This window comes from Marinomonas rhizomae (genome assembly GCF_003315485.1).
GTDB lineage: Bacteria > Pseudomonadota > Gammaproteobacteria > Pseudomonadales > Marinomonadaceae > Marinomonas > Marinomonas rhizomae.
Window position 1 is genome coordinate 306,676 of sequence record NZ_QNSE01000004.1, and the last position, 24,703, is coordinate 331,378.

Annotated in this window: 20 protein-coding genes and 1 other RNA gene; all 21 read left to right on the forward strand. The window is 43.8% G+C overall.

Features of this window, described 5'->3' with window-relative positions:
* The first annotated feature begins 3 nt into the window (after positions 1-3).
* The 21 genes from DFP80_RS06590 (at position 4) to secA (ending at position 24,701) form a co-directional block, all read left to right on the forward strand.
* Positions 4-1,302, forward strand: a complete 1,299-nt coding sequence (locus DFP80_RS06590) for an adenylosuccinate synthase (protein ID WP_113916056.1) — start codon at positions 4-6, stop codon at positions 1,300-1,302.
* A gap of 208 nt (positions 1,303-1,510) precedes the next feature.
* Complete coding sequence (locus tag DFP80_RS06595) at positions 1,511-2,209, forward strand: response regulator transcription factor (RefSeq protein ID WP_113916009.1); 699 nt, start codon at positions 1,511-1,513, stop codon at positions 2,207-2,209.
* Positions 2,210-2,216: 7 nt separating this feature from the next.
* Positions 2,217-3,524, forward strand: coding sequence for a sensor histidine kinase (locus DFP80_RS06600; RefSeq protein ID WP_113916010.1), 1,308 nt, complete (start codon positions 2,217-2,219; stop codon positions 3,522-3,524).
* Between the two features lie 94 nt (positions 3,525-3,618).
* Positions 3,619-3,968: RNase P RNA component class A (gene rnpB, locus DFP80_RS06605), an RNA gene on the forward strand.
* A 256-nt stretch (positions 3,969-4,224) separates the two neighbouring features.
* Positions 4,225-4,680, forward strand: coding sequence for a division/cell wall cluster transcriptional repressor MraZ (gene mraZ, locus DFP80_RS06610; protein ID WP_031214612.1), 456 nt, complete (start codon positions 4,225-4,227; stop codon positions 4,678-4,680).
* Positions 4,677-5,615 (forward strand): 16S rRNA (cytosine(1402)-N(4))-methyltransferase RsmH, encoded by a 939-nt coding sequence (gene rsmH / locus DFP80_RS06615; RefSeq protein ID WP_113916011.1) that lies wholly within the window; start codon positions 4,677-4,679, stop codon positions 5,613-5,615. Before mraZ ends, rsmH begins: the two co-directional genes overlap by 4 nt.
* Positions 5,608-5,886, forward strand: a complete 279-nt coding sequence (gene ftsL / locus DFP80_RS06620; RefSeq protein ID WP_113916012.1) for a cell division protein FtsL — start codon at positions 5,608-5,610, stop codon at positions 5,884-5,886. Before rsmH ends, ftsL begins: the two co-directional genes overlap by 8 nt.
* Positions 5,883-7,646 (forward strand): peptidoglycan D,D-transpeptidase FtsI family protein, encoded by a 1,764-nt coding sequence (locus DFP80_RS06625; RefSeq protein WP_113916013.1) that lies wholly within the window; start codon positions 5,883-5,885, stop codon positions 7,644-7,646. The genes ftsL and DFP80_RS06625 overlap by 4 nt, the downstream gene beginning before the upstream one ends.
* Entirely contained in the window at positions 7,647-9,113 is a 1,467-nt protein-coding gene (locus DFP80_RS06630) for a UDP-N-acetylmuramoyl-L-alanyl-D-glutamate--2,6-diaminopimelate ligase (protein WP_113916014.1), read from the forward strand.
* Positions 9,103-10,449, forward strand: coding sequence for a UDP-N-acetylmuramoyl-tripeptide--D-alanyl-D-alanine ligase (locus DFP80_RS06635; protein WP_113916015.1), 1,347 nt, complete (start codon positions 9,103-9,105; stop codon positions 10,447-10,449). Before DFP80_RS06630 ends, DFP80_RS06635 begins: the two co-directional genes overlap by 11 nt.
* A gap of 14 nt (positions 10,450-10,463) precedes the next feature.
* Positions 10,464-11,546 carry a phospho-N-acetylmuramoyl-pentapeptide-transferase gene (gene mraY, locus DFP80_RS06640; protein WP_113916016.1) on the forward strand — a complete coding sequence of 361 codons (1,083 nt, stop codon included), beginning with the start codon at positions 10,464-10,466 and terminating at the stop codon, positions 11,544-11,546.
* Between the two features lie 9 nt (positions 11,547-11,555).
* Positions 11,556-12,902, forward strand: coding sequence for a UDP-N-acetylmuramoyl-L-alanine--D-glutamate ligase (gene murD / locus DFP80_RS06645; protein WP_113916017.1), 1,347 nt, complete (start codon positions 11,556-11,558; stop codon positions 12,900-12,902).
* Positions 12,899-14,083 carry a putative lipid II flippase FtsW gene (gene ftsW, locus DFP80_RS06650; protein ID WP_113916018.1) on the forward strand — a complete coding sequence of 395 codons (1,185 nt, stop codon included), beginning with the start codon at positions 12,899-12,901 and terminating at the stop codon, positions 14,081-14,083. The genes murD and ftsW overlap by 4 nt, the downstream gene beginning before the upstream one ends.
* On the forward strand, positions 14,080-15,153 hold the full coding sequence (gene murG / locus DFP80_RS06655; protein WP_113916019.1) for an undecaprenyldiphospho-muramoylpentapeptide beta-N-acetylglucosaminyltransferase: 1,074 nt from the start codon (positions 14,080-14,082) through the stop codon (positions 15,151-15,153). Before ftsW ends, murG begins: the two co-directional genes overlap by 4 nt.
* The gene (murC, locus tag DFP80_RS06660; protein WP_113916020.1) at positions 15,150-16,571 is read left to right on the forward strand and encodes a UDP-N-acetylmuramate--L-alanine ligase; all 1,422 of its coding nucleotides are present in this window, start codon (positions 15,150-15,152) and stop codon (positions 16,569-16,571) included. Before murG ends, murC begins: the two co-directional genes overlap by 4 nt.
* A gap of 1 nt (position 16,572) precedes the next feature.
* Positions 16,573-17,526: a D-alanine--D-alanine ligase gene (locus DFP80_RS06665; RefSeq protein ID WP_113916021.1), complete on the forward strand. Its 954-nt coding sequence runs from the start codon at positions 16,573-16,575 to the stop codon at positions 17,524-17,526.
* Positions 17,527-17,559: 33 nt separating this feature from the next.
* Positions 17,560-18,210, forward strand: a complete 651-nt coding sequence (locus DFP80_RS06670; RefSeq protein ID WP_241560203.1) for a cell division protein FtsQ/DivIB — start codon at positions 17,560-17,562, stop codon at positions 18,208-18,210.
* A gap of 78 nt (positions 18,211-18,288) precedes the next feature.
* Positions 18,289-19,563, forward strand: coding sequence for a cell division protein FtsA (ftsA, locus tag DFP80_RS06675; RefSeq protein ID WP_113916023.1), 1,275 nt, complete (start codon positions 18,289-18,291; stop codon positions 19,561-19,563).
* Between the two features lie 39 nt (positions 19,564-19,602).
* On the forward strand, positions 19,603-20,832 hold the full coding sequence (ftsZ, locus tag DFP80_RS06680; protein ID WP_113916024.1) for a cell division protein FtsZ: 1,230 nt from the start codon (positions 19,603-19,605) through the stop codon (positions 20,830-20,832).
* 106 nt (positions 20,833-20,938) lie between these two features.
* Positions 20,939-21,856 (forward strand): UDP-3-O-acyl-N-acetylglucosamine deacetylase, encoded by a 918-nt coding sequence (gene lpxC / locus DFP80_RS06685; protein WP_113916025.1) that lies wholly within the window; start codon positions 20,939-20,941, stop codon positions 21,854-21,856.
* Positions 21,857-21,998: 142 nt separating this feature from the next.
* Positions 21,999-24,701 carry a preprotein translocase subunit SecA gene (gene secA / locus DFP80_RS06690; protein WP_113916026.1) on the forward strand — a complete coding sequence of 901 codons (2,703 nt, stop codon included), beginning with the start codon at positions 21,999-22,001 and terminating at the stop codon, positions 24,699-24,701.
* Positions 24,702-24,703 lie beyond the last annotated feature (2 nt).

Below are 24,703 nucleotides of genomic sequence, written 5' to 3' on the forward strand. Positions count from 1 at the left end.
ATTATGGGTAAAAATGTTGTTATTCTAGGCACTCAATGGGGTGATGAAGGTAAAGGTAAGGTTGTAGACTTACTTACTGAAGATGTTGCTGCGGTTGTACGTTTTCAAGGTGGTCATAATGCGGGCCATACCTTGGTTATCGATGGTAAGAAAACCGTTTTGCACTTAATTCCTTCTGGTATTTTGCGTGAAGGTGTTCAGTGTATTATTGGTAATGGTGTTGTGCTATCGCCAGCAGCACTGAAGGCTGAAGTGCTTGAGTTGCTAGAGCAAGGTGTTCCAGCGGTTGATCGCTTGAAAATCAGTGCGGCTTGCCCACTTATTCTTCCTTATCATATTGCGATTGATCAGGCTCGTGAGCTTGCTAAAGGCGAGAAAAAAATTGGTACAACGGGTCGTGGTATTGGGCCAGCCTATGAAGATAAAGTAGCACGACGTGCCATTCGCGTTGGTGATTTATTGGATTCTGAGCGCTTCGCGTCTAAGCTTAAAGAAGTGCTTGAGTACTACAATTTTGTTCTAACCCAATACCATAAAGTTGAACCTATCTCTTTTGATGAAGTGTATGCTGCTGGCTTGGAGATGGCTGAATTCTTGCGCCCAATGGTGGCAGATACTATTACTTTGTTACATGATCTGCGTAAAGCGGGTGCGAACATTATGTTTGAGGGTGCGCAAGGCTCTTTGTTGGATGTGGATCACGGTACTTACCCATATGTTACCTCGTCTAATACGACGGCTGGTGGTGCGCCAGCGGGTACGGGATTTGGCCCTTTGTATCTTGACTATGTTTTGGGTATCACCAAAGCTTACACGACTCGCGTTGGATCAGGCCCTTTCCCAACAGAATTGTTCTGTGAGAATGGTCAGCGTTTAGGTGAGCGTGGACATGAATTTGGTGCGACAACAGGGCGTTCTCGTCGCTGCGGTTGGTTCGATGCAGTGGCGTTGCGTCATGCGGTGCAGATTAACTCGGTGTCTGGTATTTGTTTGACGAAGTTGGATGTTCTTGATGGCTTTGATGCTGTTAAGGTCTGTGTCGGCTACACAGATGTCGATGGCAATCCTGTGGCTGGGTCTTTAGTTGATAGTGAAGGCTACGAGCAAGCTCAACCAACTTATGTTGAGTTGCCAGGTTGGAGTGAATCCACTGTTGGTGCTGAAAACTTCGAAGCGCTACCAAAAAATGCTCAAGATTATATTCGCTTCCTTGAAGAGCAGGTTGGTGTGCCGATCGATATTATTTCCACTGGTCCTGATCGTAACGAGACGATTGTTATTCGCGATCCGTTTAAGCAATAAGTCTAAGTTTTTGAATGTGTTGTTGAAAAAGCCGCTTAGTTGCGGCTTTTTAGGTTTTTATAAGTGGTTAAGTTCATCATATTAGTATTCTTTGTAAATAGAGTGAAAAGAGGGGGAGGAGTTTGTCTAGTGCTAAGGTAATATTTACAATTGAATTTAAGGCAATATAAGTGCCTGCTAAATAATGAAAAAATGAGAGGGAATATTTATGGTTAAGTTATTGCTTGCTGATGATGATGCTCGTTTATCGGATTTAATTAAAGAATACTTTGATGGCGAGGGTTATGAGGTAGCGCATGCTTGGAATGGTCGTGAAGCATTAGAGCTCATGGCTGAGGATATGCCTGATATTGTTATTCTCGATGTTATGATGCCCGAGTTAGATGGGTTTGAAACCTTAAAGCAGATTCGCAATAAAAGTTCGGTGCCTGTCATTATGTTAACGGCAAAGGGTGATGATATAGATCGTATTCTTGGTCTGGAGATGGGGGCGGATGATTATTTGTCTAAGCCATTTAATCCGCGGGAATTGTTGGCTCGAATTAAGGCGATTTTGCGTCGAGCAAGTCAAGAGCGTGAGGATGATCCGACTGCTGATATAGACCTTTCTGGTGTATTGTTGCGCCGTAAAGATCGTACTGTTTATTTGGAAGGTGAATTGGTTGAGTTAACAACATCTGAATATACTTTGTTGGAGTGTATGTTAATGGCTCCTGGTCAGGTGTTAACAAAGCAAGAGCTTTCTGAGAAGGCTTTGGGGCGCAAATTAACCATGTATGATCGTAGTCTGGATATGCATATAAGTAATCTGCGCAAAAAAATTGGTAATTTAGAAAATGGTGATCCTCGAATTAAGACTGTTCGTGGTGTAGGTTATATTTTCGTGTCAAATGAGCAGGGTGCTTAGTCTTTTTATGAAAAATACCTTTCTACGTGTGTTTCTGGTGGTGTTACTGTCCAATATAGTTGTGGTAAGTATTGGTTTGGGGATGGTGCAGTTTGTCCAGAAACGTAACCAGGTGTCGGCGGATTTGCTAGGTGATGTTGGCGTTCAGTTGGTGGCTGGGTATGAAAAGTTTGGTATTACTTCTTTGCAGGAGGAGACTGAAAAGGCTGAAAAGCGGTTATCAGGAACGATTTATCTTTATCAGGAAAATGGGCGGCCACTTCTAAAGTCATTGCCTCGTAATTTTAGGGAGCAGAATACACCAAGTGTGGCAAGCCGCCCTGCTGCGGACTTCCTCCATAGTCAGTTCATTCAAGTGATTGGTGGTAACAATGTACAGTATTTACTGATCTTTAAACCTAATCCTGAAATTGACTCCTTGGCGCCTGAGGCTGTGGTAGGGTTTTCTCTGTTGGGTTTGCTTGTTTCAAGTGGGGTGTTGGCTTATTGGTTGTTGGGGCCTTTGCTCAAGCTTCAGCGTGTTGCTCGCTCTTTTGGTCAGGGAGATATGACTGCCCGAGTTGAAAATAAATTGGCTCGAAGAAGTGATGCTGTTGGTAAGTTGGCACGTGAATTTAATGAGATGGCAGTCAGAATAGATACTTTGTTGTCATCGAAAGAGCGGCTTATGCGTGATGTTTCCCACGAACTAAGGACGCCATTGGCCAGAATTGAAGTCGCGCTTACTATTGCAGAAGATAAGTATGCAGCAGAGGCGCAAAAAGGCTATTTGAATCGTATTCGTACTGAGCTGCATGAGCTTGATGAGTTAATAGGTCAGGTGCTGACTTTAAGTCGCCTGGAGGCCGCCTCGCTAATAAAAGAAGAGATGGATCTTCAGGAGTGGTTGGGTGAAATTGTTGCAGATGTGAGTTTTGAAAGTCAGTTGAAAGGGATTTCGGTGGCCAAGATCGGTCGAGCACCGAAAACAATATTGGGTGACCCCCTTCAGTTGCGGCATGCTATTGAAAATGTTCTTCGCAATGCGTGTTTCTATGCCGGCTGTAATGGAGTTATCGAAGTTGAGACCCAGGAAAAGGCGGGTTTTGCTTTCATTTATGTGCGTGATAATGGCCCCGGTGTTTCTGATGATAAGCTAGAGAAAATTTTTCACGCTTTTTATCGCTCTTCTGAAGCAAGGGAAGCTAATAGTGGTGGCTTTGGTGTAGGGCTTACTATATCTCAGCGTATAATTAGTGCTCACAAAGGGCAGATTACGGCTAAGAATCGTGAAGAGGGCGGTTTGGAGGTGTGTTTTCAGTTGCCAATTGTTTGATATTTGGCCTTTTTTTTCTCTTGTTGTAAAGTAATCTTCTGGCTTTCGAGAAAGCACTTGTTATTGTCTCGATAGATAAGTAATATGCGCCTCGCAAGTTGGCTAGGCAGTCGCCGCTCAATTTTATTGGGGGGAGGAAAGTCCGGGCTTCGCAGGGTAAAGTGCCAGGTAACGCCTGGGGGGCGTGAGCCTACGGAAAGTGCAGCAGAAAATACACCGCCTAAGCAGTTTACTGCCGGTAAGGTTGAAATGGTGCGGTAAGAGCGCACCGCGCGACTGGCAACAGTTCGTGGCAAGGTAAACCCCACTTGAAGCAAGACCAAATAGGAACTCTTTGGCGTGACCCGCGCTGAGTTCGGGTAGGTTGCTAAAGACGTGCAGTGATGTACGTATTAGATGAATGACTGTCCACGACAGAACCCGGCTTATCGGCCAACTTGCAATTATTCCTTCGTGTTTTATTTCCTTTTTTTATCTTATTCCTCTTTCTTACTTATGCTCATTTCTTTGAGCGACTTTTTATTGCCTAAAAAGTGTTGTTTGTTGTTTTTCTTATATTTTTCTCCCTCTGTTTCTTTCTTTATTTACGTCTTTACAAAATCATTGCATCAATTTTTATCTATTTGGTTAGTTTTTTTTTACTCTTTTTCATAAATAGTGTTAAATTGTGGGATAAAGTGTCGATAAGTGGGATATGGCAATGTTTCGTGGGATTCATCAAGTAAGTGTCGATGTGAAGGGGCGAATGTCACTTCCTGCACGCTTGCGTGATGATCTTGCTCAATATGATGAGGATGGTGTGGTTGTGACCATTGATCCTGTTTCTCGATGTTTGTTGCTATACCCCTTATCTGAATGGGAGCTGATTCAGCAGAAATTAGACAAACTGCCCACATTTCAGCCACAAGCTAGACGTCTTCAGCGGCTTTTAGTTGGGCACGCAACTGATTTAGAGGTGGATAAGGCGGGTCGAATTTTGTTGCCCGCGCCGCTGCGTGAATTTGCGCGGTTAGATAAAAAATTGACGATTCTTGGGCAAGGTAAAAAGTTAGAGATTTGGAGCCAAGAAGAGTGGGAAGCGCAACGCGAAGATTATTTGTCTCAAGATGCTCTTGAGGACTTACAAACTGAAACCATGATGGATATTTCTTTATGACAAAGACGATGGCAGAACATATAAGCGTCATGCTAAATGAGTCCGTCGATATGCTAGTGACTGACACCAATGGCCTGTATGTCGACGGGACATTTGGCCGTGGCGGGCATACTCGTTTGGTTTTGGATCGATTGGATCAAGGTCGTCTACTTGGTTTCGACAAAGATCCTGTGGCGATTGGGTATGGTGAGTCGCTAGAACAGGAAGATTCACGCTTTTCTATTGTGCAAGATAGCTTTGCCAATATGGCTGAACACATAAATGCTGTGTTTGGTGTTGATAGGGTTGATGGTGTGATGATGGATTTGGGTGTGTCATCTCCTCAGATTGATGATGCCGAGCGCGGCTTTAGTTTTATGAATGATGGTCCGTTGGATATGCGGATGAATCCAGATAAAGGTTTGAGTGCTGCGCAGTGGATTGCGACGGTTGGTGAAAAGGATTTGGCGGATGTGATGTACCAGTATGGAGAGGAAAGGTTTTCGCGTCGTATAGCTAAAGCTATTTGTGAATATCGTTCTCATACGCCCATTTTAACCACACTTCAGTTGTCAAAAATCGTTGCAGAAGCCAATCCTGCTTGGGAAAAAGGCAAAAATCCAGCTACTCGTGCATTTCAGGGGATCAGAATTCATATTAATAATGAATTAGGTGACCTTGAAGTTGGCCTTGATGCCGCGGCAGAGGCACTAAAAGTGGGTGGCCGACTGGCTGTTATTAGTTTCCATTCCCTCGAAGATCGAATTGTTAAGCGCTTTATGAAGTTAAAAGCGAAAGGGCCTGAGTTGCCTCGGCACTTACCAATTCAGAACGCACATTTAGATATTAAGTTTAAAACGGTGGGTAAGGCGATTAAGCCATCTCAATCTGAGGTGAGTGAAAATGTCCGCTCTCGTAGTGCTGTTTTGCGCGTTTTGGAGCGGGTCAGTGATTAAGACACATTTAGCGCCGTTAGTATTTGCTGCTGGTGTTGTGTTTTTAGCAATTATTTCCATTGCTGTTGTTATTCAAGTTTACGATTTTAGGAAAGACTTCTCTTATCTTCAGACCTTGAAGCAGGACGAAGTGGATTATGAAGTGAAATGGGGGCAGTTGCTTCTAGAGCAAAGCGCGCTGACTCAGCCTAGTCGTTTAGAGCAGGCGGCGATTAAAGACTTAAACATGCATGCACCTTCTCAGGGTGAATTGATAATAGTGAAACCATGAATATTGATGACAGTGTTCACATCTCAGGAAAATGGCGCTTTAGGTTTGTATATGGCGTCGCCTTGCTGCTGTTTCTTATTGCCGGCGGTAGGCTCTTTTATTTGACGGTAGTTGATAAAGACTTTTTGCAAAATCAGGGAGAGATTCGAGCTGTTCGGACTGAGGCTATACCTGCCACACGAGGTATGATTTTAGACCGTCGAGGCGAGCCTTTGGCTGTTAGTACGCCAACTTGGACGATTGTCGCCAATCCAAAAGCTTTGTGGAAAATTCCTCGTGATCCTTCTTTGAATATTGGCCCAGAGCAAGAAATTAAGCGCCTTGCTGAGGTGATGGGGGTTGGTCGAGCTTGGTTGCAAGAGAGGTTTGAGGCAAATAAAACTCGTTCTTTTATGTATTTACGTCGTCAAATTCCGCCCCATGAGGCTGATGCTATTATGGCGGCTCATGTTGTTGGTGTTAGTAAAACCAAAGAATACAAACGTTTTTATCCTGCTGGTGAAGTGGCTTCTCATGTTGTCGGTTTTACTAATATCGATGATAAAGGCCAAGAAGGTATTGAGCTGGCCTATGATCAGGCGTTGGAAGGGCAACCGGGTCGTCGCAGTTACGTGAAGGATTTGTCTGGCAATATAATTCGTGGTGTTGGTGTTGAAGAGGCTGAACATCCGGGAGAAAGTATTGAACTTAGTATTGATCTTAGGTTGCAGTATTTAGCTTACCGAGAGCTTAAGGCTGCAGTAACAGAGCATCGAGCGACTTCTGCATCGGCGGTAATTCTAGATGTTAAGACAGGTGAGATTTTGGCAATGGTAAATCAGCCATCCTATAATCCAAATGATCGTTCTAAGTTGGAATATGAAGAATTGCGAAATCGCGCGGTGATCGATTTGTTTGAGCCTGGATCAACCATGAAACCGTTCACTATTTCAGCTGCGTTGATGTCTGGCCAATATACAACGGAAACAACCATTGATACTTCCCCAGGTTATTTGCGTTTTGGTCGTTTTACTATTCGTGATGCAGCCAATTACGGTGTGATAGATTTTGAAAAACTATTAATAAAGTCTAGTAATGTAGGGGCGTCAAAAATTGCCTTGTCGCTTCCTCAGGATGCAGTATGGAATATGGATTATGAGCTAGGTATCGGTTCACCTGTTGGAATAGGTTTCCCAGGAGAGGCTTCGGGAGTGCTGCCTTCGCACCCTAAATGGCACCCGTCCGAAATTGCGACTTTGTCATATGGTTACGGTTTGTCTGTGTCGACTTTGCAGTTAGCTCAGGCTTATATGACATTGGCGAATGGGGGCTATCGAGTTCCTGTTACTATTTTTAAACAAGATGTGCCTGCCGATGGTAAACAGGTTATTCCGACAAAAGTGGCTCATGATGTTGTGAAAATGATGGAGTCTGTTGTACAGCGTGGTTCTGGTAAAGCCGCAAAAATTCCTGGTTATCGTGTTGCTGGTAAAACGGGTACTGTGCATAAAGTTGGTTCTAAAGGTTATGAGTACGATCAGTATATTGCTTTGTTTGCAGGTGTTGCACCCGCTTCAAATCCTAGGCTGGCAATGGTGGTGATGATTAATGATCCAAAAGGGAGGGAATATTATGGTGGCGAGGTTGCGGCACCAGTATTTTCTCGAGTGATGGAAGGGGCGCTGACGACTTTGAATATTTACCCGGATTTGCCTGAAGGGCTAAGGGAGGTTCGTTTAGAGCCTAAAAAAGCGCCTTATCAAGTTGTACAGGGTGGTTAGATGGGGCAATTAACGCATGCTCAACTACTTGATTTAGCGGGTTACTCTCTGGAGGGTAATCCGCATTCTGCTTTATATACTCGTCTAGAAACGGATAGTCGGAAAGTCGATTCAAATTGTGTGTTCTTTGCTTTGCCGGGTGTGGCCTCCAATGGCTGGGACTATTTGGATAAGGTGGTCGCATTAGGTGGTAAAGTTGCTGTTGTTCCTTCTCGGCTGGGCTTGGAACGTGACGACATTGAGCTTGTTTGTGTTGCTGATCCAGCGAAGATGTTGGTTGAGTGTCTGCATAGTTTCTTTGGTCGTATGCCTCGGCATATGGTGGCGGTGACGGGGACCAATGGTAAATCTTCTATTTGTTTTTATATTGCTCAGCTTGCTGAATATATCGGTTTTTCAAGTGGTTTAGTCGGGACTTTTGGTGTTGGCCCGTTAGATCGCTTGTCTGCAGCTAAGCAAACCACGCCAGACCTTCTTTCGATGCACCTTACTTTGATGCAAATGGCTGAGCTTGGTTTAGATTTTGTCGCTTTTGAAGCGTCGTCTCATGCTTTGGATCAGGGGCGAATCGAAGGTGTTCCTTTTCAAACGGCTGTGTTTTCAAATCTTTCTCGCGATCACTTGGATTATCATGGCGATATGAATGCCTATGCTTCGGCAAAGCAGCGTTTGTTTGCCTTTGATGGTTTGGCTCATTCTATATTTTGTCTTGATGATCGTTATGCGAATTTTATGGCAGAAGCTGCGTCAGAATCATGTTGTCATTATTACAGTGAGCAAAACGAGCAAGCTGATTTTTATGTGAAACAGTTGACGCTTGAGCCGACTGGCTATCGATTTATTTTGTGTCACCCTAAAGGTGAGTCGCCTGTCTTTTTACCGCTTTTAGGGCGCTTTAATGTGCAAAATGCTTTGGCGGCGTTAGCAAGCCTTTGGTATGAGGTGGATGATAAGGTCGCTTTAATCCGCGGAATATCTACGTTAAGTGGTGCGCCAGGCCGGATGGATAAAGTTCAATTACCAAATACTCCGCTTGTTGTTGTTGATTTTGCACATACTTCGGAGGCTTTGGAAGTGGCGTTGCAGGCGGTGAAAGAGCATACGGATGGCCGTTTGATTTGTGTGTTTGGCTGTGGCGGTGATAGAGACAGAGGTAAGCGGCCGTTGATGATGGCTGCAGCTATGAATAACGCTGATTATGTGTGGTTGACATCTGACAACCCTCGTACAGAGTCTATAGATCAAATATTTTCTGATGTTTTGGCACACACAGATGAAGGTGCGTCGTTTAGCTTTGAACCTGATCGTCGCGTGGCTATTCGCCAAGCGATTTTATCGGCAGGTCCTAGTGATGTGGTTCTGATTGCTGGAAAAGGGCATGAAACTTATCAGGATATTCAGGGTGTTAAGCATCATTTTAACGATAAAGAAGAGGCGCTAAGAGCGTTAGAGGTTTATGTTAATTGACCTAACCCTTTCAGATATTGCTCAGGCGTGTGATGGAGAGCTTGTAGGTGAAGATTACAGATTAAGCGCTGTTGTGACTGATACGAGAAACATAATTTCAGGTTGCGTGTTTGTTGCCTTAAAAGGTGAGCGTTTTGATGGTCATGACTATATTAATCATGCCATACAAGACGGTGCTGTTGGTGTTGTCTCTGATCGAGCTGTTGAAGGGGTGAGCTATATCAAAGTGGTTAATACTACATTGGCTTATGGTGCTATAGCTCGCTTTATTAGAGATGCTTTTAAGGGGACTGTTGTATGTATTACCGGCAGTAATGGTAAAACAACCGTAAAGGATTGGTTGACGCAGTCTCTCGCTGAGAAAAATGTGTTAAAAACACGCGCTAATTTGAACAATCAAATCGGTGTGCCGCAAACTCTGCTTGAATTAGATAGCGGTCATGATGTCGCGGTGATAGAGGCTGGGACCAGTTTTACGGGAGAAATCCCGTTGCTGGCGAATATTGTCTTTCCTGACATGGTGATATTAACAAATGCTAGCGGAAGCCATTTTGAAGGACTGGGTGGTCTTGAGGATATTGCCAAAGAAAAAGGGGCCTTGATTTCTGGAGCTTCACCTGGTGCTAGTGTCATACTTAATGCTGATGACATGTATTTTGACTATTGGTGTAGTTTGATAGGGGAGCGTAAGGTTTATTCTTTTGGCTTTACTGCGTCGGCTTCATTATATGCCTCGGATATTAAACTAGAGGCGGAGTCTAGTTCGGCAGTATTTCATTATGAAGGGGCGGCTCAGTCAGTCACTGTTGCTGGTGCTGGGCAGCATCAAATTGCAAACGGTATGGCGATTGTTTTAGCTATGCTGGTGATGGGGATTGATTTTAAAGAAGCGGTTAGTAAATTAGCTGTGCCAGTAAATGTCTCAGGGCGGTTAGAGCGGCTAAGCGCAAAAAATGGCGCGCTATTAATCAATGATTGTTACAATGCGAGCCCCAAATCAGTTGAAGTGGCTATTGATGTGCTTGTTATGCAGTCAGTTGAGAAAACTTGGTTGATTTTGGGTGCATTGGGAGAGTTGGGTAATCAGCGAGATGAGATTCATCACGATTTAGGGATATATGCTAAAAACAAAGGGGTTTCGTGTTTGATTTGTGTCGGCCCTGTAGCGGGTATCGCGGGTGCCGCTTTTAAGGACAAGGGTGGTAGCGCTATTTTTTGTAATACCCATGAGGAGGCGGCGACGATAGTTCGCTCGCTAGATAAAAAACACGCCATTTTAGTGAAAGGTTCTCGATCAGCTAAAATGGAAAATGTTATTGAAGCGTTAATTAATTAGGATATTCCTTACCAATGTTACTTCTACTCACGGCTTATTTAAGTAAATACCATACTTTTTTTACGGTATTTAACTACTTGTCTCTGCGCGCAATCCTAGGCGTGCTTACTGCGCTGGCTATTTCTCTATTGATTGGCAACAAGGTAATTGTCTTGTTGCAACGCCTGCAAATAGGGCAGGCAGTTCGCAGCGATGGACCTCAAACGCATTTAGCAAAAGCTGGCACGCCAACGATGGGTGGTGCGCTTATTATTTTTTCAATTTCTGTTAGTACCCTTTTGTGGGGAGATTTACGTAACCAATATGTTTGGGTTGTTTTGTTGGTAATGTTGGCGTTTGGTGTTGTTGGTTGGGTAGATGACTATCGAAAAGTAGTAGAGAGAAACCCACGAGGCCTTCCGGGTAGGTGGAAGTATTTTTGGCAAAGTATTTTTGGTTTGGCCGCTGCGTTTTATTTGTACTATACCGCTAGTACGCCTGCTGAAACGGCCTTAATTGTTCCCCTCTTTAAGGATGTGGCTATCCCTCTGGGGATGTTTTTTATTGTACTGACGTATTTCGTTATTGTCGGCACGAGTAATGCGGTGAACTTGACGGATGGTTTGGATGGCTTAGCGATTTTGCCAACCGTGTTGGTAGGGGGCGCGCTTGGTGTGTTTGCTTACCTAACTGGGAATATACGGTTTGCGGATTATTTGCTTATTCCTTATGTGCATGGTTCAGGAGAGTTGCTGGTGTTTTGTGCGGCTCTTGCTGGGGCTGGCTTGGGCTTTCTGTGGTTTAATACTTATCCTGCGCAAATTTTTATGGGTGATGTTGGTTCTTTGGCATTGGGTGCGGCATTGGGAACCATTGCCGTTATTGTTCGCCAAGAATTAGTGTTGTTTATTATGGGTGGTGTTTTTGTAATGGAGACGGTGTCAGTTATTTTGCAGGTTGCTTCTTATAAGTTAACCAAGCGAAGAATATTTAGAATGGCGCCGATTCATCATCATTTCGAGTTAAAAGGTTGGGCTGAACCTAAAGTGATTGTACGTTTTTGGATCATCACTGTTTGTCTTGTTTTAGTAGGTTTTGCCACCTTAAAAGTACGTTAGGAGTTTTGCATGTCGTTGATCGGGTCAGATCGGGTAAGAGCCGTTGTCGGCTTGGGGGCGACAGGCTTGTCTTGTGTGCGCTTTTTAGCTAGCAAGGGCATTGAATTTTATGTGGTTGACTCTCGTGAGGATCCACCAGGATTGGAGCAGGCGAAAGCGTTTTGCTCTGAAGAGAGAATTTTTACAGGCAGCCTTGAAGTGCTTGAGACTCTGGGGGTAACAGAGTTGTTTGTGAGCCCTGGTGTTGCGCTGCGCACACCGGTGTTGGCTCGTTTGGCCGAGCGTGGAGTTGCTATGCGTGGCGACATTGATCTGTTTTGTGATTATGTCGATGCGCCCTTTGTTGCAATTACTGGTTCCAATGCGAAAAGTACGGTTACGACGTTAGTGTCCTTATTACTGCAAGCGAGTGGAAAAAATGCCAAGGCGGGTGGTAATTTGGGTTTGCCTGCATTGGACCTTCTTGCTCCAAATACCGATTTTTATGTGCTTGAGTTATCTAGCTTTCAGCTTGAAACGACACATGCACTACAGGCCGACTTGGCTTGTCTTCTCAATGTCTCCGAAGATCATATGGATCGTTACAAGGATCTTTATGAATATCAACGTGCTAAGCAAAAGGTTTACCGAGGTTGTAAGGCTGCTGTTTGTAACAAGCAGGACATCTTAACGGCGCCATTATTGGCTGAAGGTGTTCCTGTACGAGCTTTCACGACGAAAAGCCCTGATTTAAAAGAATATGGCATGCTTAAGGATGGTGATGGGGCTTGGCTATGTAAGGGGGTTGAGCGACTTTACCATACCTCTGAAATAGCATTGAAGGGTTCCCATAATCACGCCAACGTTTTAGCGGCTTTGGCGATGTTGGAGTTGCTCGGTGTGGATGTCGTATCCGAGGCGGTTAGAAAAACCTTGAAAGAGTTTGGTGGGTTGCCTCATCGTTGCGAAACGGTTCGCACGCTAAATGGTGTGACTTATATTAATGATTCAAAAGGTACCAATGTCGGCGCGACGTTGGCTGCACTTCAGGGGCTTGGATCGGCGGCTAATAAGAATATTTTGTTGATTGCTGGCGGTGAAGGAAAGGGGGCTGACTTTCGCGCTCTTGCAAAGCCTGTTAGAGATTTTGTACGTTCTGTTTATGTGTTTGGGAAGGATGCCGATCGAGTCGCTGAGGTTTTACCTGGTGCAGAGGTGAAGCGCTTTGAAACTCTGGATCAAATCGTGGCTGATATTGCGCAGGAAAGTAAGAATGGAGAGATTGTTTTATTTTCACCAGCTTGTGCAAGTTTGGATATGTATAAAAACTACGAAATACGCGGCGCACACTTTGCTCAATTGGTTGCAGAGTTATGAAATGGTTAAAAGTATTTGATCGAGTTTCTCTGCGTGAATTTGCTCAGATTGATAACGTTTTTGTTGCTGCCGTTGTTTCTATTTTGGCGCTAGGGATGGTCATGGTCTCTAGTGCGTCTATTTCTATTTCCGAGACCATTCATGGTCACCCCTATTTTTTTATGGGAAGGCAGGGGGTATATCTTGCTATCGGTTTGCTATTTGGTTGGGTTTTACTGTCTCTGCCAACTCATCAGCTTCAAAAATGGGGTATTTTGATGATGGGGTTGTCCTTAATTTTGCTCATACTTGTGTTAATGCCGGGCATTGGGAAAAGTGTTAACGGCAGTCGTCGTTGGATCAATTTGATAGTGTTTAATCTCCAGGCCTCAGAAGTGGCGAAAGTCTGCATGGTTGTTTATGTCTCTGGCTATCTAGTACGAAGGGCTGACCGAGTGCGAGAGGGGTGGGTGGGGTTCGTACTTCCACTTTGCCTTTGCAGTATTTTTCTTTTGTTTTTGCTTTTTGAACCTGACTTTGGTGCTTCTGTTGTGTTGTTGGGCACGGTTATGGTGTTGTTGTTTTTGGGTGGCGCCCCCTTGTATCAGTTTTTGCTGCTAATGGTTGGCGCTGTTTCCATGTTGGGTGTTGTTGCTATTTCTGAAAGTTATCGTCTAAAGCGTTTGATGAATTTTATAGACCCGTGGGCAGATCCTTTTAATGAAGGCTATCAGCTTAGTCAGGCTTTAATCGCTTACGGTCGTGGCGAGTGGTTTGGTCTGGGGTTGGGGAACAGTGTTCAGAAACTGTCTTATTTGCCTGAGGCGCATACTGACTTTGTGTTTTCAATATGGGTTGAAGAAACTGGCATGTTTGGTGGCCTGTTATTGATATGTTTGTTTGCACTTATGGTCGCTCGCGCTTTTAAAATTGGCCGTCAAGCAATGGCTTTGTCTCGTCCATTTGCTGCTTATATGTGTTTTGGCTTTTCAATCCTAATTCTGGCTCAAGTTATTATCAATATAGGTGTTAATACCGGTTTTTTACCAACCAAGGGGCTGACTTTGCCATTAATTAGTTATGGCGGTAGTAGCCTGATAATTACCTTGGGGAGCTTGTTTGTTGTGGCGCGTGTTGATGTTGAGAATAGACGAGCAGAGCGTAGTGGTGAGTCAGTGATAGTGAAAGAGAGTGCGAAATGAGCGAGGTGAAAAGGATTGTTATTATGGCTGGGGGAACGGGGGGACATATTTATCCCGCCTTGGCTTGCGCTCAGAGTTTTAAAGATAAAGGTGTTGATGTTGAGTGGCTTGGCTCGAAAGGTGGAATGGAAGAGTCTCTTGTAACTAAGCATGATATCGCATTGCATTCTTTATCTATTAAAGGGGTGAGAGGTAAGGGTGCGCTAGGTTTGTTAGCGGCTCCTTTTAGAATTTTGCATGCGATTGGTCAGGCAGTGGCAGCTTTGCAAAAAATTAAGCCTGATGTTGTTTTGGGTATGGGGGGATTTGTTGCAGGTCCTGGTGGCGTGGCGGCAAAAATTTTAGGTATCCCATTGGTTGTTCATGAACAAAATGCCATTGCAGGAACGACGAATAAACTGCTGTCTAAGGTCGCGAACTTAAAGCTACAGGCTTTTGATGGCGCGCTTCCTCATGCGATTAGTGTGGGAAACCCCATTCGAAGTGATATTTTGGCGCAGCGTGTTCGAGTATCAAGAAATGGTGTTGCAAGGCCATTGAAGTTGCTTGTTGTTGGTGGAAGTTTAGGGGCAAAAGCAATTAATGATGTTCTTCCGCAGGTTCTGGCGAAATGGCCTTTTTCTCAACGTTTAGATGTTTGGCATCAAACGGGTGTTCGAAATTTTGAGGAAGTGTCGGGGCTTTATAAAGCGGCTGGTGTGGATGCCCGTGTTGAGCCCTACTTAGATAATATGGATCAGGCATATTACTGGGCTGATGTTGTTTTGTGTCGAGCTGGTGCTATGACGGTAAGTGAGCTGGCTGTTGCGGGTCTACCTTCTATTTTAGTGCCTTATCCATATGCTATAGATGATCATCAAGTAGCAAATGCGCGTTATTTAGAAAAAGTTGGGGCGGCTTATTTATTGCCACAGCCACAATTAAGCTGTGAAAAAATCATTTCTTTGCTTTCTGGGTTTGTAGAAAGTGAAGAGGCATTGTTGGACATGGGGGAGCGGGCCAAATTGGTTGCTCATCCAAATGCAACGCAAGATGTTGTTGCACATTGTTTAAGGTTAATAAAATCATGATTGATATGAAAGCTCAGTACGATATTCCTACGATGCGTCGTATTCAAAATATCCATTTCATTGGGATTGGTGGTGTTGGTATGTGTGGCATCGCAGAGGTGTTGCATAATCAAGGTTATAAGGTATCTGGTTCTGATCTTAAGGTGTCATCGACTACTGAACGTCTTGAAGAGCTTGGGATCAAAATATATCTTGGCCATTTAGAAGAGAATGTCTATGACGCTCACGTTATCGTGGTGTCTACTGCAGTAAATGAGCAAAACCCTGAAATTATTTGGGGTAAAGAGCATAGAGTTCCGATTGTGCGTAGGGCTGAAATGTTGGCTGAGTTGATGCGTTATCGTCATGGTATTGCTGTTGCTGGTACTCATGGGAAAACAACGACGACGAGCTTGATGGCATCAATTTTGGCGGCGACTGGTGAAGCGCCGACATTTGTGATTGGTGGTCGTTTGACTAGTGCTGGAGCAAATGCCCAATTAGGTAGTAGCGCTTACCTGGTTGCTGAAGCGGATGAAAGTGATGCGTCGTTCCTGCATTTGCAACCGCAAACTGTGATAGTAACCAATATCGATGAAGATCATATGGATACTTATGGTGGTGATTTTGAGAAGGTGAAACATACCTTTATTGAGTTTGTTCACAACTTACCTTTTTATGGTTTGGCTGTTTTGTGTGTGGATGATGCAAATGTCCGCGAAATTTTGCCATCTTTAAGTCGGCCAGTTTTAACTTACGCTATTGATGAAGAAGCGGATTTTTACGCAACCGACATAGTGCAGACTGGGCGCTACTGTGAGTTTTCGGCTCATCGTCCCGAAGGTGAGCCATTGAAAATCCGGTTGCCGATGCCTGGTCGTCATAATGTACTGAATGCGCTTGCTACAATTGCTGTTGCTAGTGACTTGGGTGTCGAGGCGACTGCGATTCAGGCAGGGTTAATGGGGTTCGAAGGGGTGGGGCGCCGTTTCCAAGAGCAGAAACCATTGGCGCTTCCTGGAGGCTCTAATGTGATGTTTGTAGACGATTATGGTCACCATCCAAGTGAAGTCTTAGCTACGATCAAAGCAATTCGGGCAGGTTGGCCTGAGAAGCGTTTGGTGATGGTTTATCAGCCGCACCGTTATACTCGTACTCGTGATCTTTATGAAGATTTTGTTCGAGTTCTGTCTCAAGTAGATGTGTTGTTGTTATTGGATGTTTACTCGGCTGGTGAAGCGCCAGTCAACGGTGCTGACAGTCGTTCTTTGTGTGGCAGTATTCGTCAGCGTGGTAATGTTGACCCTATTCATGTTGGGAGTGAAGCGGATTTACGTTCAATTTTGAACAATGTCCTGCGTGAGGGGGATTTGTTAATTACACAAGGTGCGGGTGACATCGGTATGGTTTCGAAGAATTTATCAGTGAGCGGAATTTAATATGTCGACAACACTTAAAGAATCTGTAATTGCCGTAATCTATGGCGGTCGTTCCGCTGAGCGTGAAGTCTCTATGCAGAGTGGGCCTCTAGTTGCTGAGGGGTTGCGTGCAAAGGGTAATCAGGTGGTCGAACTTGATCTTTATGGTCCAGATGCAGAATTGGATCCTATTGTTCAATTACAGTCTATAGAGTTTGATCTTGCGTTTATCGCGCTGCATGGTGGAGAAGGTGAGGATGGTCGAGTTCAGGCTTTGCTTGAAATGCTTGATAAGCCTTATACCGGTAGCTCACCTTTAGCTTGTGGTTTAGCGATGGATAAGGTTTTAACTAAGCGTTTTTGGAAGGGAGTTGGGATATCGACACCAGCATATTTATCTTTCGTTGGGCACGCTGATGCTGATGTGATTGAGGATCAAATGTCTTATCCAATGATAGTAAAGCCTTCGAGAGAGGGTTCTACGATTGGTATCAATAAGGCAATGAACAGGGTTGAGCTTGATAGTGCCCTTTTGAAGGCGCTTGAATATGATTCGGACATTTTAATTGAAGAGTTTGTCGATGGCCCTGAATATACCATTACAGTAATTGATGATGTGGCCTATCCTGCAATAGGCTTAAAACCTGCTCCAGATCATAAGCTTTATGATTACGAGGCAAAGTATATAGCGGATGATACTGAGTATATGTTGCCCTGTGGCTTAAGTGAAGATGATGAGAATGAGCTGCAAATGCTGGCGCTTGATGCTTATCGTTCGTTGGGGTGCTCGGGTTGGGGGCGTGTTGACATAATGCGAGATCAGGCTGGTGTGTTTTGGGTGCTGGAAGTAAACACGGCGCCAGGTATGACCTCTCATAGCTTGGTGCCAATGGCGGCGAAGTATGTCGGTATTGATTATGCCTCACTTGTGGAAAAAATTGCCCAAAATGCTTGGGATCGAGTAGAGCGTAATTGATTTATGAGGATGGCGGCGCTAATCGGGGCAATCTTGTTGATATTGGTGGCTGTTTTTCAGGGGAATGATTCTCCTGATACTTGGTTTGCAATTCAAAAAATCGAAATTAGAGGTGACTTGAAGTATGCCACTGAGCAGGAGTTGCAGTCTGATTATTCTTCTTTGTTGGGGCGTAGTCTTTTAAGTGTTTCTTTGTCAGATGCTCTCGCTACGGTTTTATCATCTCAATGGGTAGCAAGTGCAGAGATTCGTAAAGTTTGGCCAAATACATTGCAGGTGCTTGTTCATGAACATACGCCTCTAGCATACTGGGGTGATGGGCAACTGATATCCACCTCTGCGGTAATCATTGCTCCTTCTAAGGTGCCGGATTTGCCGCTTACTAAATTGTATGGCCCTGATGACTCAAGTGATGTTGTGCTCGAGCAATTTGGTTTGGTTAGTCAGGTGCTTGCTTCAACTTCTCTCCGTGTTTCTACACTGACTTTGGAGCCAAGAGGAGCATGGAGCATTATTTTTACCAATGGGGTAGCTGTAAAGCTTGGTAGAGATGAGATTTTAGAACGATTGCAGCGCTTTATTGCGGTGTATAAAAGTGATTTATCGGGTAGAATAGATCAAATCACGTCAGTCGACGCTCGCTACCCTCACGGGGTAGCTGTAGGTTGGAAAAAAAATAAATGATATTGGCCTGTTTGTTGCTTTTTTAAACAATAGTGACTCAGGTCTTGTCAAAACAGCACGTAATGCCGGGAAGGTGAAATGATAGTCGGTTTGGATGTAGGCACATCGAAAGTTATCTGTTTGGTTGGCGAAGTTCTAGCTGACGGTAGTTTGGAAATTGTCGGGATTGGCTCTCATAGTTCAAAAGGTATGAAGCGTGGTGTTGTGATCAACATTGAGTCAACGGTTCAATCAATTCAGCGTGCTGTTGAAGAGGCTGAATTGATGGCAGGGTGTAATATTCATTCTGTTTACGTAAGTGTTGCTGGTAGTCACATCCGCAGTTTGAACTCTCATGGTATTGTCGCTGTGAAAAATGGCGAGGTACAGAAAGAAGATATAGATCGAGTGATTGATGCAGCTCAAGCCGTACCAATTTCTTCAGATCAACGAGTGCTTCATATTTTACCTCAGGAGTATCACATTGACTCTCAAGAGGGGATTAAAGACCCTCTTGGTATGTCTGGTGTTCGACTTGAGGCTAATGTGCATTTGATTTCTGGCGCTCTCAACGCTGTGATGAATGTAGAGAAATGCATTAAGCGATGTGGTCTAGGTGTGGACGGTGTTATCCTGTCTCAGCTTGCTTCTAGTGAGTCATCTCTTAGTGAGGATGAAAAGGAATTAGGTGTTTGCCTGATTGATATTGGTGCTGGAACATCTGATATTGCAGTTTGGATTGATGGTGCATTACATCATACTGCGGTGGTTCCGGTTGCTGGGGATCAGGTTACAAATGATATTTCGATGGCTTTACGCACGCCAACTCAGCATGCGGAAGAAATCAAAGTGAAGTATGCGTGTGCCATGTCTTCTATGGCATCTGCGGAGCAGGTTCTTCAAGTGCCAAGCGTTGGTGATCGTCAGCCAAGATCAATCACTCGTCATGCTCTGACGGAGGTTGTTGAGGCTAGATATGAAGAAATTTATAATTTAATTCTGGATGAATTAAGACGCAGTGGTTATGCCGAGCGTATCCCTGCAGGTATTGTAATTACTGGTGGTACGTCGCTAATGGAAGGTGCGGCGGAATTGGCTGAGAAGGTTTTTCAGATGCCAATTCGATTATCTTTACCAGATTGTACTAAAGGAATGTCTGACATTGTCGATAACCCTATATATTCAACAAGTGTTGGATTATTGGCTTATGGTAGTAAAGAGGCTGAAGTAACCGAGATCTCGAAACGGATGATGTCTAAGACGCAAACTAAACGAGAAACATCAGTTCTGGCTCCAAAAAAAGAAATCGGGCCATCCTTCAGTGCAACGAAGGTGTGGCAGAAATTAAAGCACTGGTTTCAAAGTTATATTTAGTCAGAATTGATTGTGAATTTATTGAGGAGCGATAAGCCCATGAATGTCTTTGATTTAGCCGAAGATAATTTATCAGATAATGCTGTGATTAAAGTGATCGGTGTTGGTGGTGGTGGCGGCAATGCTGTGCGCCACATGCTGGAGAATCGATTGGAGGGTGTTGAGTTTATTTGTGCCAACACTGACTCTAAAGCGCTGATAGGTTTTGAAACAGGAGTTTCTTTGCAGTTAGGTTCAACCATTACTAAAGGGTTGGGCGCTGGGGCAAATCCAGAAGTGGGTAGAGATTCAGCCTTAGAAGATCAAGAGAAAATCACCCAGTTGTTAACGGGTGCGGATATGGTATTCATTACTGCTGGTATGGGCGGTGGTACAGGTACTGGCGCTGCGCCAGTTATTGCCAAGGTTGCGCGTGAGTTGGGTATTTTAACGGTGGCTGTTGTTACTAAACCTTTTCCTTTTGAAGGTCGTCGCCGAGCAAAGGTTGCTGAAGAGGGTGTTAGGGAGTTACGTGAAAATGTTGACTCCTTGATAACAGTTCCAAATGAACGTCTTTTGCCTGTATTGGGTAAAAATATTTCTTTATTGAAGGCATTTGGCGAAGCAAATAATGTTTTGTTTAATGCAGTTCAGGGTATTACAGATTTGATTATGCGACCTGGCTTAATCAACGTCGATTTTGCAGATGTAAGAACGGTTATGTCTGAAATGGGGATGGCGATGATGGGAACTGGGTCCGCATCTGGCGAGGATAGAGCTAGAGTAGCTGCTGAGGCTGCAATACATAATCCATTGCTTGAAGACATTAACCTTAGGGGCGCGCGTGGCGTGCTTGTCAATATTACAGCAAACGAAGAAGTTGGTTTGTCTGAATTTACTGAGGTCGGTGGCATTATTGAAGAATATGCATCGGAAGATGCTACTGTCGTGATTGGTTGTGCAATTGATCCTAGTGTAGGTGATGAAATGCGAGTCACGGTGGTTGCAACTGGTTTAGAGGGTCACTCTGCAGTTGAGATTAAGTCTGCTGTTGGTGAATCTGTTGTCTCTCAACCAGTTATGGCGAAGGTTGAGCGAGTTGTTGAAAGCGAAAGTGCTAACACAACTGTAGCTCAGCCTGTGCCGAAGCCTGAACAACATGTGAAGGCGGAAGTGGTAGAGAAAAGCTTGGATGAAAAGAAAGAGTCTGTTGATTCGGCCTCTATTTCAAGTGGCGATAAATTATCGTATTTGGACATTCCAGCATTTTTGCGTCGTCAAGCTGATTGATTTAAGCAAAATCAGTGCAATGTTACGGTGCTGGATTGTATAAAAAATGTGTTATTGATACTATTTTGTAAAGAGTAGTATCCAGTCATAAAATTGTAGGAATATAATGGTACGCCAACACACACTTAAGAACATTATTCGAGCAACTGGAGTGGGTTTGCACTCTGGCGAGAAGGTGTATTTGACACTAAAGCCTGCGCCTGTAAATACAGGTATTGTATTTGTTCGTACAGACTTGGATCCGGTTGTAGAGATTCATGGTAATGCTCGAGCAGTCGGATCAACAAATTTTGCTACGGCTTTATGTCAAGGTGATGTGAAGGTAAGTACTGTAGAACATTTGTTATCAGCAATGGCTGGCTTGGGTGTAGATAATGCCTATGTAGAAGTGAGTGCTAGTGAGATCCCTCTTATGGATGGAAGTGCTAGTCCTTTTGTTTTTCTTCTGCAGTCAGCTGGTTTAGAGGCGCAGAGTGCGCCAAAAAGATTTATTCGAGTTAAAAAACCAATCCGAGTGGATGAGGGAGATAAATTTGCTTCTCTTGAGCCTCATTCAGGTTTTCGTTTGTCTTTCACTATTGACTTTCAGCATCCAGCTATTGGTGAAGATGTTCAAAGTACATCATTTGATTTTTCAACGACTACTTTCGTTAAAGAAATTAGTCGTGCAAGAACATTTGGTTTTATGAAAGATCTTGAATACTTTAAGAATAATAACCTGGCTCGTGGTGCAAACATGGAAAACGCCATCGTGCTTGATGACTACCGTGTGCTAAATGATGAGGGCTTGCGCTATCGAGATGAGTTGGTGCGCCACAAAGTATTGGATGCAATCGGTGATCTGTACCTTCTTGGTCATAGCTTGATAGGTGAGTATAAAGCTTACAAATCTGGGCATGCTTTGAATAATAAGCTCTTGCTCGCTTTGCTTGAGCATCAAGATGCATGGGAATATGTTGTTTTCGAAGATGAAGCGCAAACGACACCAATCTCTTATGTAGAGCCTGCTTTTGTTGGTGCTTAGTAACTGATTAATTCTTGATCGTATTTAAAAAACCAGACTATATGTCTGGTTTTTTTGTATTTAGGTCCTTGATATTTCATGTTTTGTCACACATTACCATGATAGACTGTCTTTATTACTAATTGGCTACGATGAGTTCAAGATGTTAGGAACTGTAATTAAAAAAATTGTCGGCACAAAGAATGACCGAGAAGTCAAACGATATAGAAAAATCGTTGCGAAAATAAATCAATTTGAAGAATCTTTTCACAAGTTGTCAGATGATGATTTGTCAGGAAAAACAGGTGAGTTTCGTGATCGCCTTGCAAAAGGAGAGTCGCTGGAAGCTATTTTGCCCGAGGCTTTTGCCGTGGTGCGAGAGGGTAGTAGCCGTGTAATGGGGATGCGTCATTTTGATGTGCAGCTTATCGGTGGCATGGTTCTAAATGAGGGTAAGATTGCCGAAATGCGCACAGGTGAAGGTAAAACACTTGTAGCGACGCTAGCGGTTTACTTAAACGCCTTATCTTCTAAAGGTGTTCATGTTGTTACGGTGAATGATTATCTGGCTAAGCGTGACGCTAACTGGATGAGACCTCTATATGAGTTTTTAGACATGAGTGTTGGTGTGGTTTTTTCTGGTCAAGATCGTGACGAGAAGAAGGCGGCATACTTATGTGACATTACTTATGGTACCAACAACGAATTTGGTTTTGACTATCTTCGTGACAATATGGTGTTCCGTTTGGAAGATCGTGTTCAGCGAGATTTAAACTTCTCTGTGGTCGATGAGGTGGATTCCATCTTAATAGATGAAGCTAGAACACCACTTATTATTTCGGGTGCAGTTGAAGATAGTTCGGAGCAGTATCGCAAGATTAATAAACTTGCTCCTTTATTGGTGAGGCAAGAAGAAGTTGAAGGTGAAGAGGCAAACGGTCACTACGTTTTTGATGAGTCGCAACGTAGTATTGAATTGACGGAAGAGGGTCATTCTTTTGTTGAGAGCTGGCTAGTTGAGCAAGAGTTGTTGGGTGAAGGTGAAAGTCTTTATGCTGCAGGAAATCTCTCTTTACTACATCATGTTCATGCTTGTTTGAAAGCTCATGTTATTTTCAAAAAGAATGTTGACTATGTAGTTCAGGGCGATCAAATTGTTATTGTCGATGAGCATACTGGTCGAACTATGGCTGGTCGTCGTTGGTCTGAGGGTATTCATCAGGCGGTAGAAGCGAAAGAAGGTGTGACAATTCAGGCCGAAAGTCAGACTTTGGCTTCAACAACCTTCCAAAATTATTTCCGGTTGTATGACAAGCTGTCTGGTATGACAGGTACAGCGGATACTGAAGCATTTGAATTTCAGCAAATTTATGGCCTATCAGTCATTGTTATTCCTACAAACCGACAGGTTCAACGTATAGATTTCAATGATTTGATTTATATGTCTACTGAAGACAAATTCGAAGCCATTGTGTTAGATATTGAAGAAATTGTTAAGCAAGGGCGTCCAGTACTGGTTGGTACAGCATCTATTGAGTACTCTGAGCTTTTATCAAACTATCTATTAAAGAAAAGTGTTAAGCATAATGTTCTTAATGCTAAGCAGCACGAGCGAGAAGCTGAGATTGTTGCTGATGCGGGTCGTCCAGGTGCTGTAACTATTGCCACTAACATGGCTGGTCGTGGTACAGATATCGTATTGGGTGGCAACCTGCAAGTTGAGCTGGATCAATTGGGTGAAAATGCTAGCCAAGAAAGTATTGATGCGCTGAAGGCGGACTGGAAGTCTCGTAATGAGTCTGTATTGGCTGCGGGTGGTTTGCATATTATTGGTACTGAGCGTCATGAGTCACGCCGTATTGATAATCAGTTGCGTGGCCGTGCAGGTCGCCAAGGTGATGTGGGTTCTTCACGTTTTTACTTGTCTCTAGAAGACAATTTAATGCGCATCTTTATGTCTGATCGTATCAAGAAAATGATGATGGCGCTTGGGATGGAAAAAGGTGAGGCCATTGAACATAAGATGGTTTCTAATGCGATTGAAAAGGCTCAGCGTAAAGTGGAAGGCCGTAACTTTGATATTCGTAAGCAGTTGCTTGAATACGATGATGTGGCAAACGATCAGCGCCAAGTTATTTATCGTCAGCGTTTTGACATGATGGTGTCTGAAGATCTTTCTGAGGCTATTTCTGCAATGCGAGAAGAAGTCGTTACAGGTTTGATAGACGAATTTATTCCGCCACAAAGTATCTTCGACATGTGGGATCTTGAAGGGTTGGAAGAGAAAGCGCGTAATGAATTCGGTTTAGAGCTGCCAGTGGCAAAATGGGTTGAAGAAGACAAAAAGCTATATGAAGAGCCTTTGCGTCAGAAGATATTAGATGCATTTGTTAATGACTATCAGGCTAAAGAGCAGATTGCGGGTGAGCAGCCTTTTAGATCTTTTGAAAAGCAAGTTCTGTTGCAGGTTCTTGATACTTTATGGAAAGAGCATCTTCAGACTATGGATATGCTTAGACAGGGTATCCACTTACGTGGTTATGCTCAGAAAAACCCTAAACAAGAGTATAAACGTGAATCTTTTGAGTTGTTCCAGGGGTTGTTGGAGCAAATTAAATATGAAGTGATTCAAATTATTACTCGTGTGAAAGTTCAGTCTGCTGAAGAGGCTGAGAAGATAGAAGAGGCTCGTAAAAAGCAAGAAGAGAAGACGACCGTTAATATGGTTCATGATTCTCTAAACTCTTTAGCTGAAGAGGCGCCGGGCTCTGTCGATGCTCAGGAGTATCCTAAAGTAGGGCGTAATGAACCGTGTCCATGTGGTTCTGGTAAAAAATATAAACAGTGTCATGGTAGTCTTGTTTAACT

Coding starts and splice junctions, on each gene's coding strand:
- DFP80_RS06590 (WP_113916056.1), top strand. CDS start 4: ATGGGTAAAAATGTTGTTATTCTAGGCACTCAATGGGGTGATGAAGGT.
- DFP80_RS06595 (WP_113916009.1), top strand. CDS start 1,511: ATGGTTAAGTTATTGCTTGCTGATGATGATGCTCGTTTATCGGATTTA.
- DFP80_RS06600 (WP_113916010.1), top strand. CDS start 2,217: ATGAAAAATACCTTTCTACGTGTGTTTCTGGTGGTGTTACTGTCCAAT.
- mraZ (WP_031214612.1), top strand. CDS start 4,225: ATGTTTCGTGGGATTCATCAAGTAAGTGTCGATGTGAAGGGGCGAATG.
- rsmH (WP_113916011.1), top strand. CDS start 4,677: ATGACAAAGACGATGGCAGAACATATAAGCGTCATGCTAAATGAGTCC.
- DFP80_RS06625 (WP_113916013.1), top strand. CDS start 5,883: ATGAATATTGATGACAGTGTTCACATCTCAGGAAAATGGCGCTTTAGG.
- DFP80_RS06630 (WP_113916014.1), top strand. CDS start 7,647: ATGGGGCAATTAACGCATGCTCAACTACTTGATTTAGCGGGTTACTCT.
- DFP80_RS06635 (WP_113916015.1), top strand. CDS start 9,103: ATGTTAATTGACCTAACCCTTTCAGATATTGCTCAGGCGTGTGATGGA.
- mraY (WP_113916016.1), top strand. CDS start 10,464: ATGTTACTTCTACTCACGGCTTATTTAAGTAAATACCATACTTTTTTT.
- murD (WP_113916017.1), top strand. CDS start 11,556: ATGTCGTTGATCGGGTCAGATCGGGTAAGAGCCGTTGTCGGCTTGGGG.
- ftsW (WP_113916018.1), top strand. CDS start 12,899: ATGAAATGGTTAAAAGTATTTGATCGAGTTTCTCTGCGTGAATTTGCT.
- murG (WP_113916019.1), top strand. CDS start 14,080: ATGAGCGAGGTGAAAAGGATTGTTATTATGGCTGGGGGAACGGGGGGA.
- murC (WP_113916020.1), top strand. CDS start 15,150: ATGATTGATATGAAAGCTCAGTACGATATTCCTACGATGCGTCGTATT.
- DFP80_RS06665 (WP_113916021.1), top strand. CDS start 16,573: ATGTCGACAACACTTAAAGAATCTGTAATTGCCGTAATCTATGGCGGT.
- ftsA (WP_113916023.1), top strand. CDS start 18,289: ATGATAGTCGGTTTGGATGTAGGCACATCGAAAGTTATCTGTTTGGTT.
- ftsZ (WP_113916024.1), top strand. CDS start 19,603: ATGAATGTCTTTGATTTAGCCGAAGATAATTTATCAGATAATGCTGTG.
- lpxC (WP_113916025.1), top strand. CDS start 20,939: ATGGTACGCCAACACACACTTAAGAACATTATTCGAGCAACTGGAGTG.
- secA (WP_113916026.1), top strand. CDS start 21,999: ATGTTAGGAACTGTAATTAAAAAAATTGTCGGCACAAAGAATGACCGA.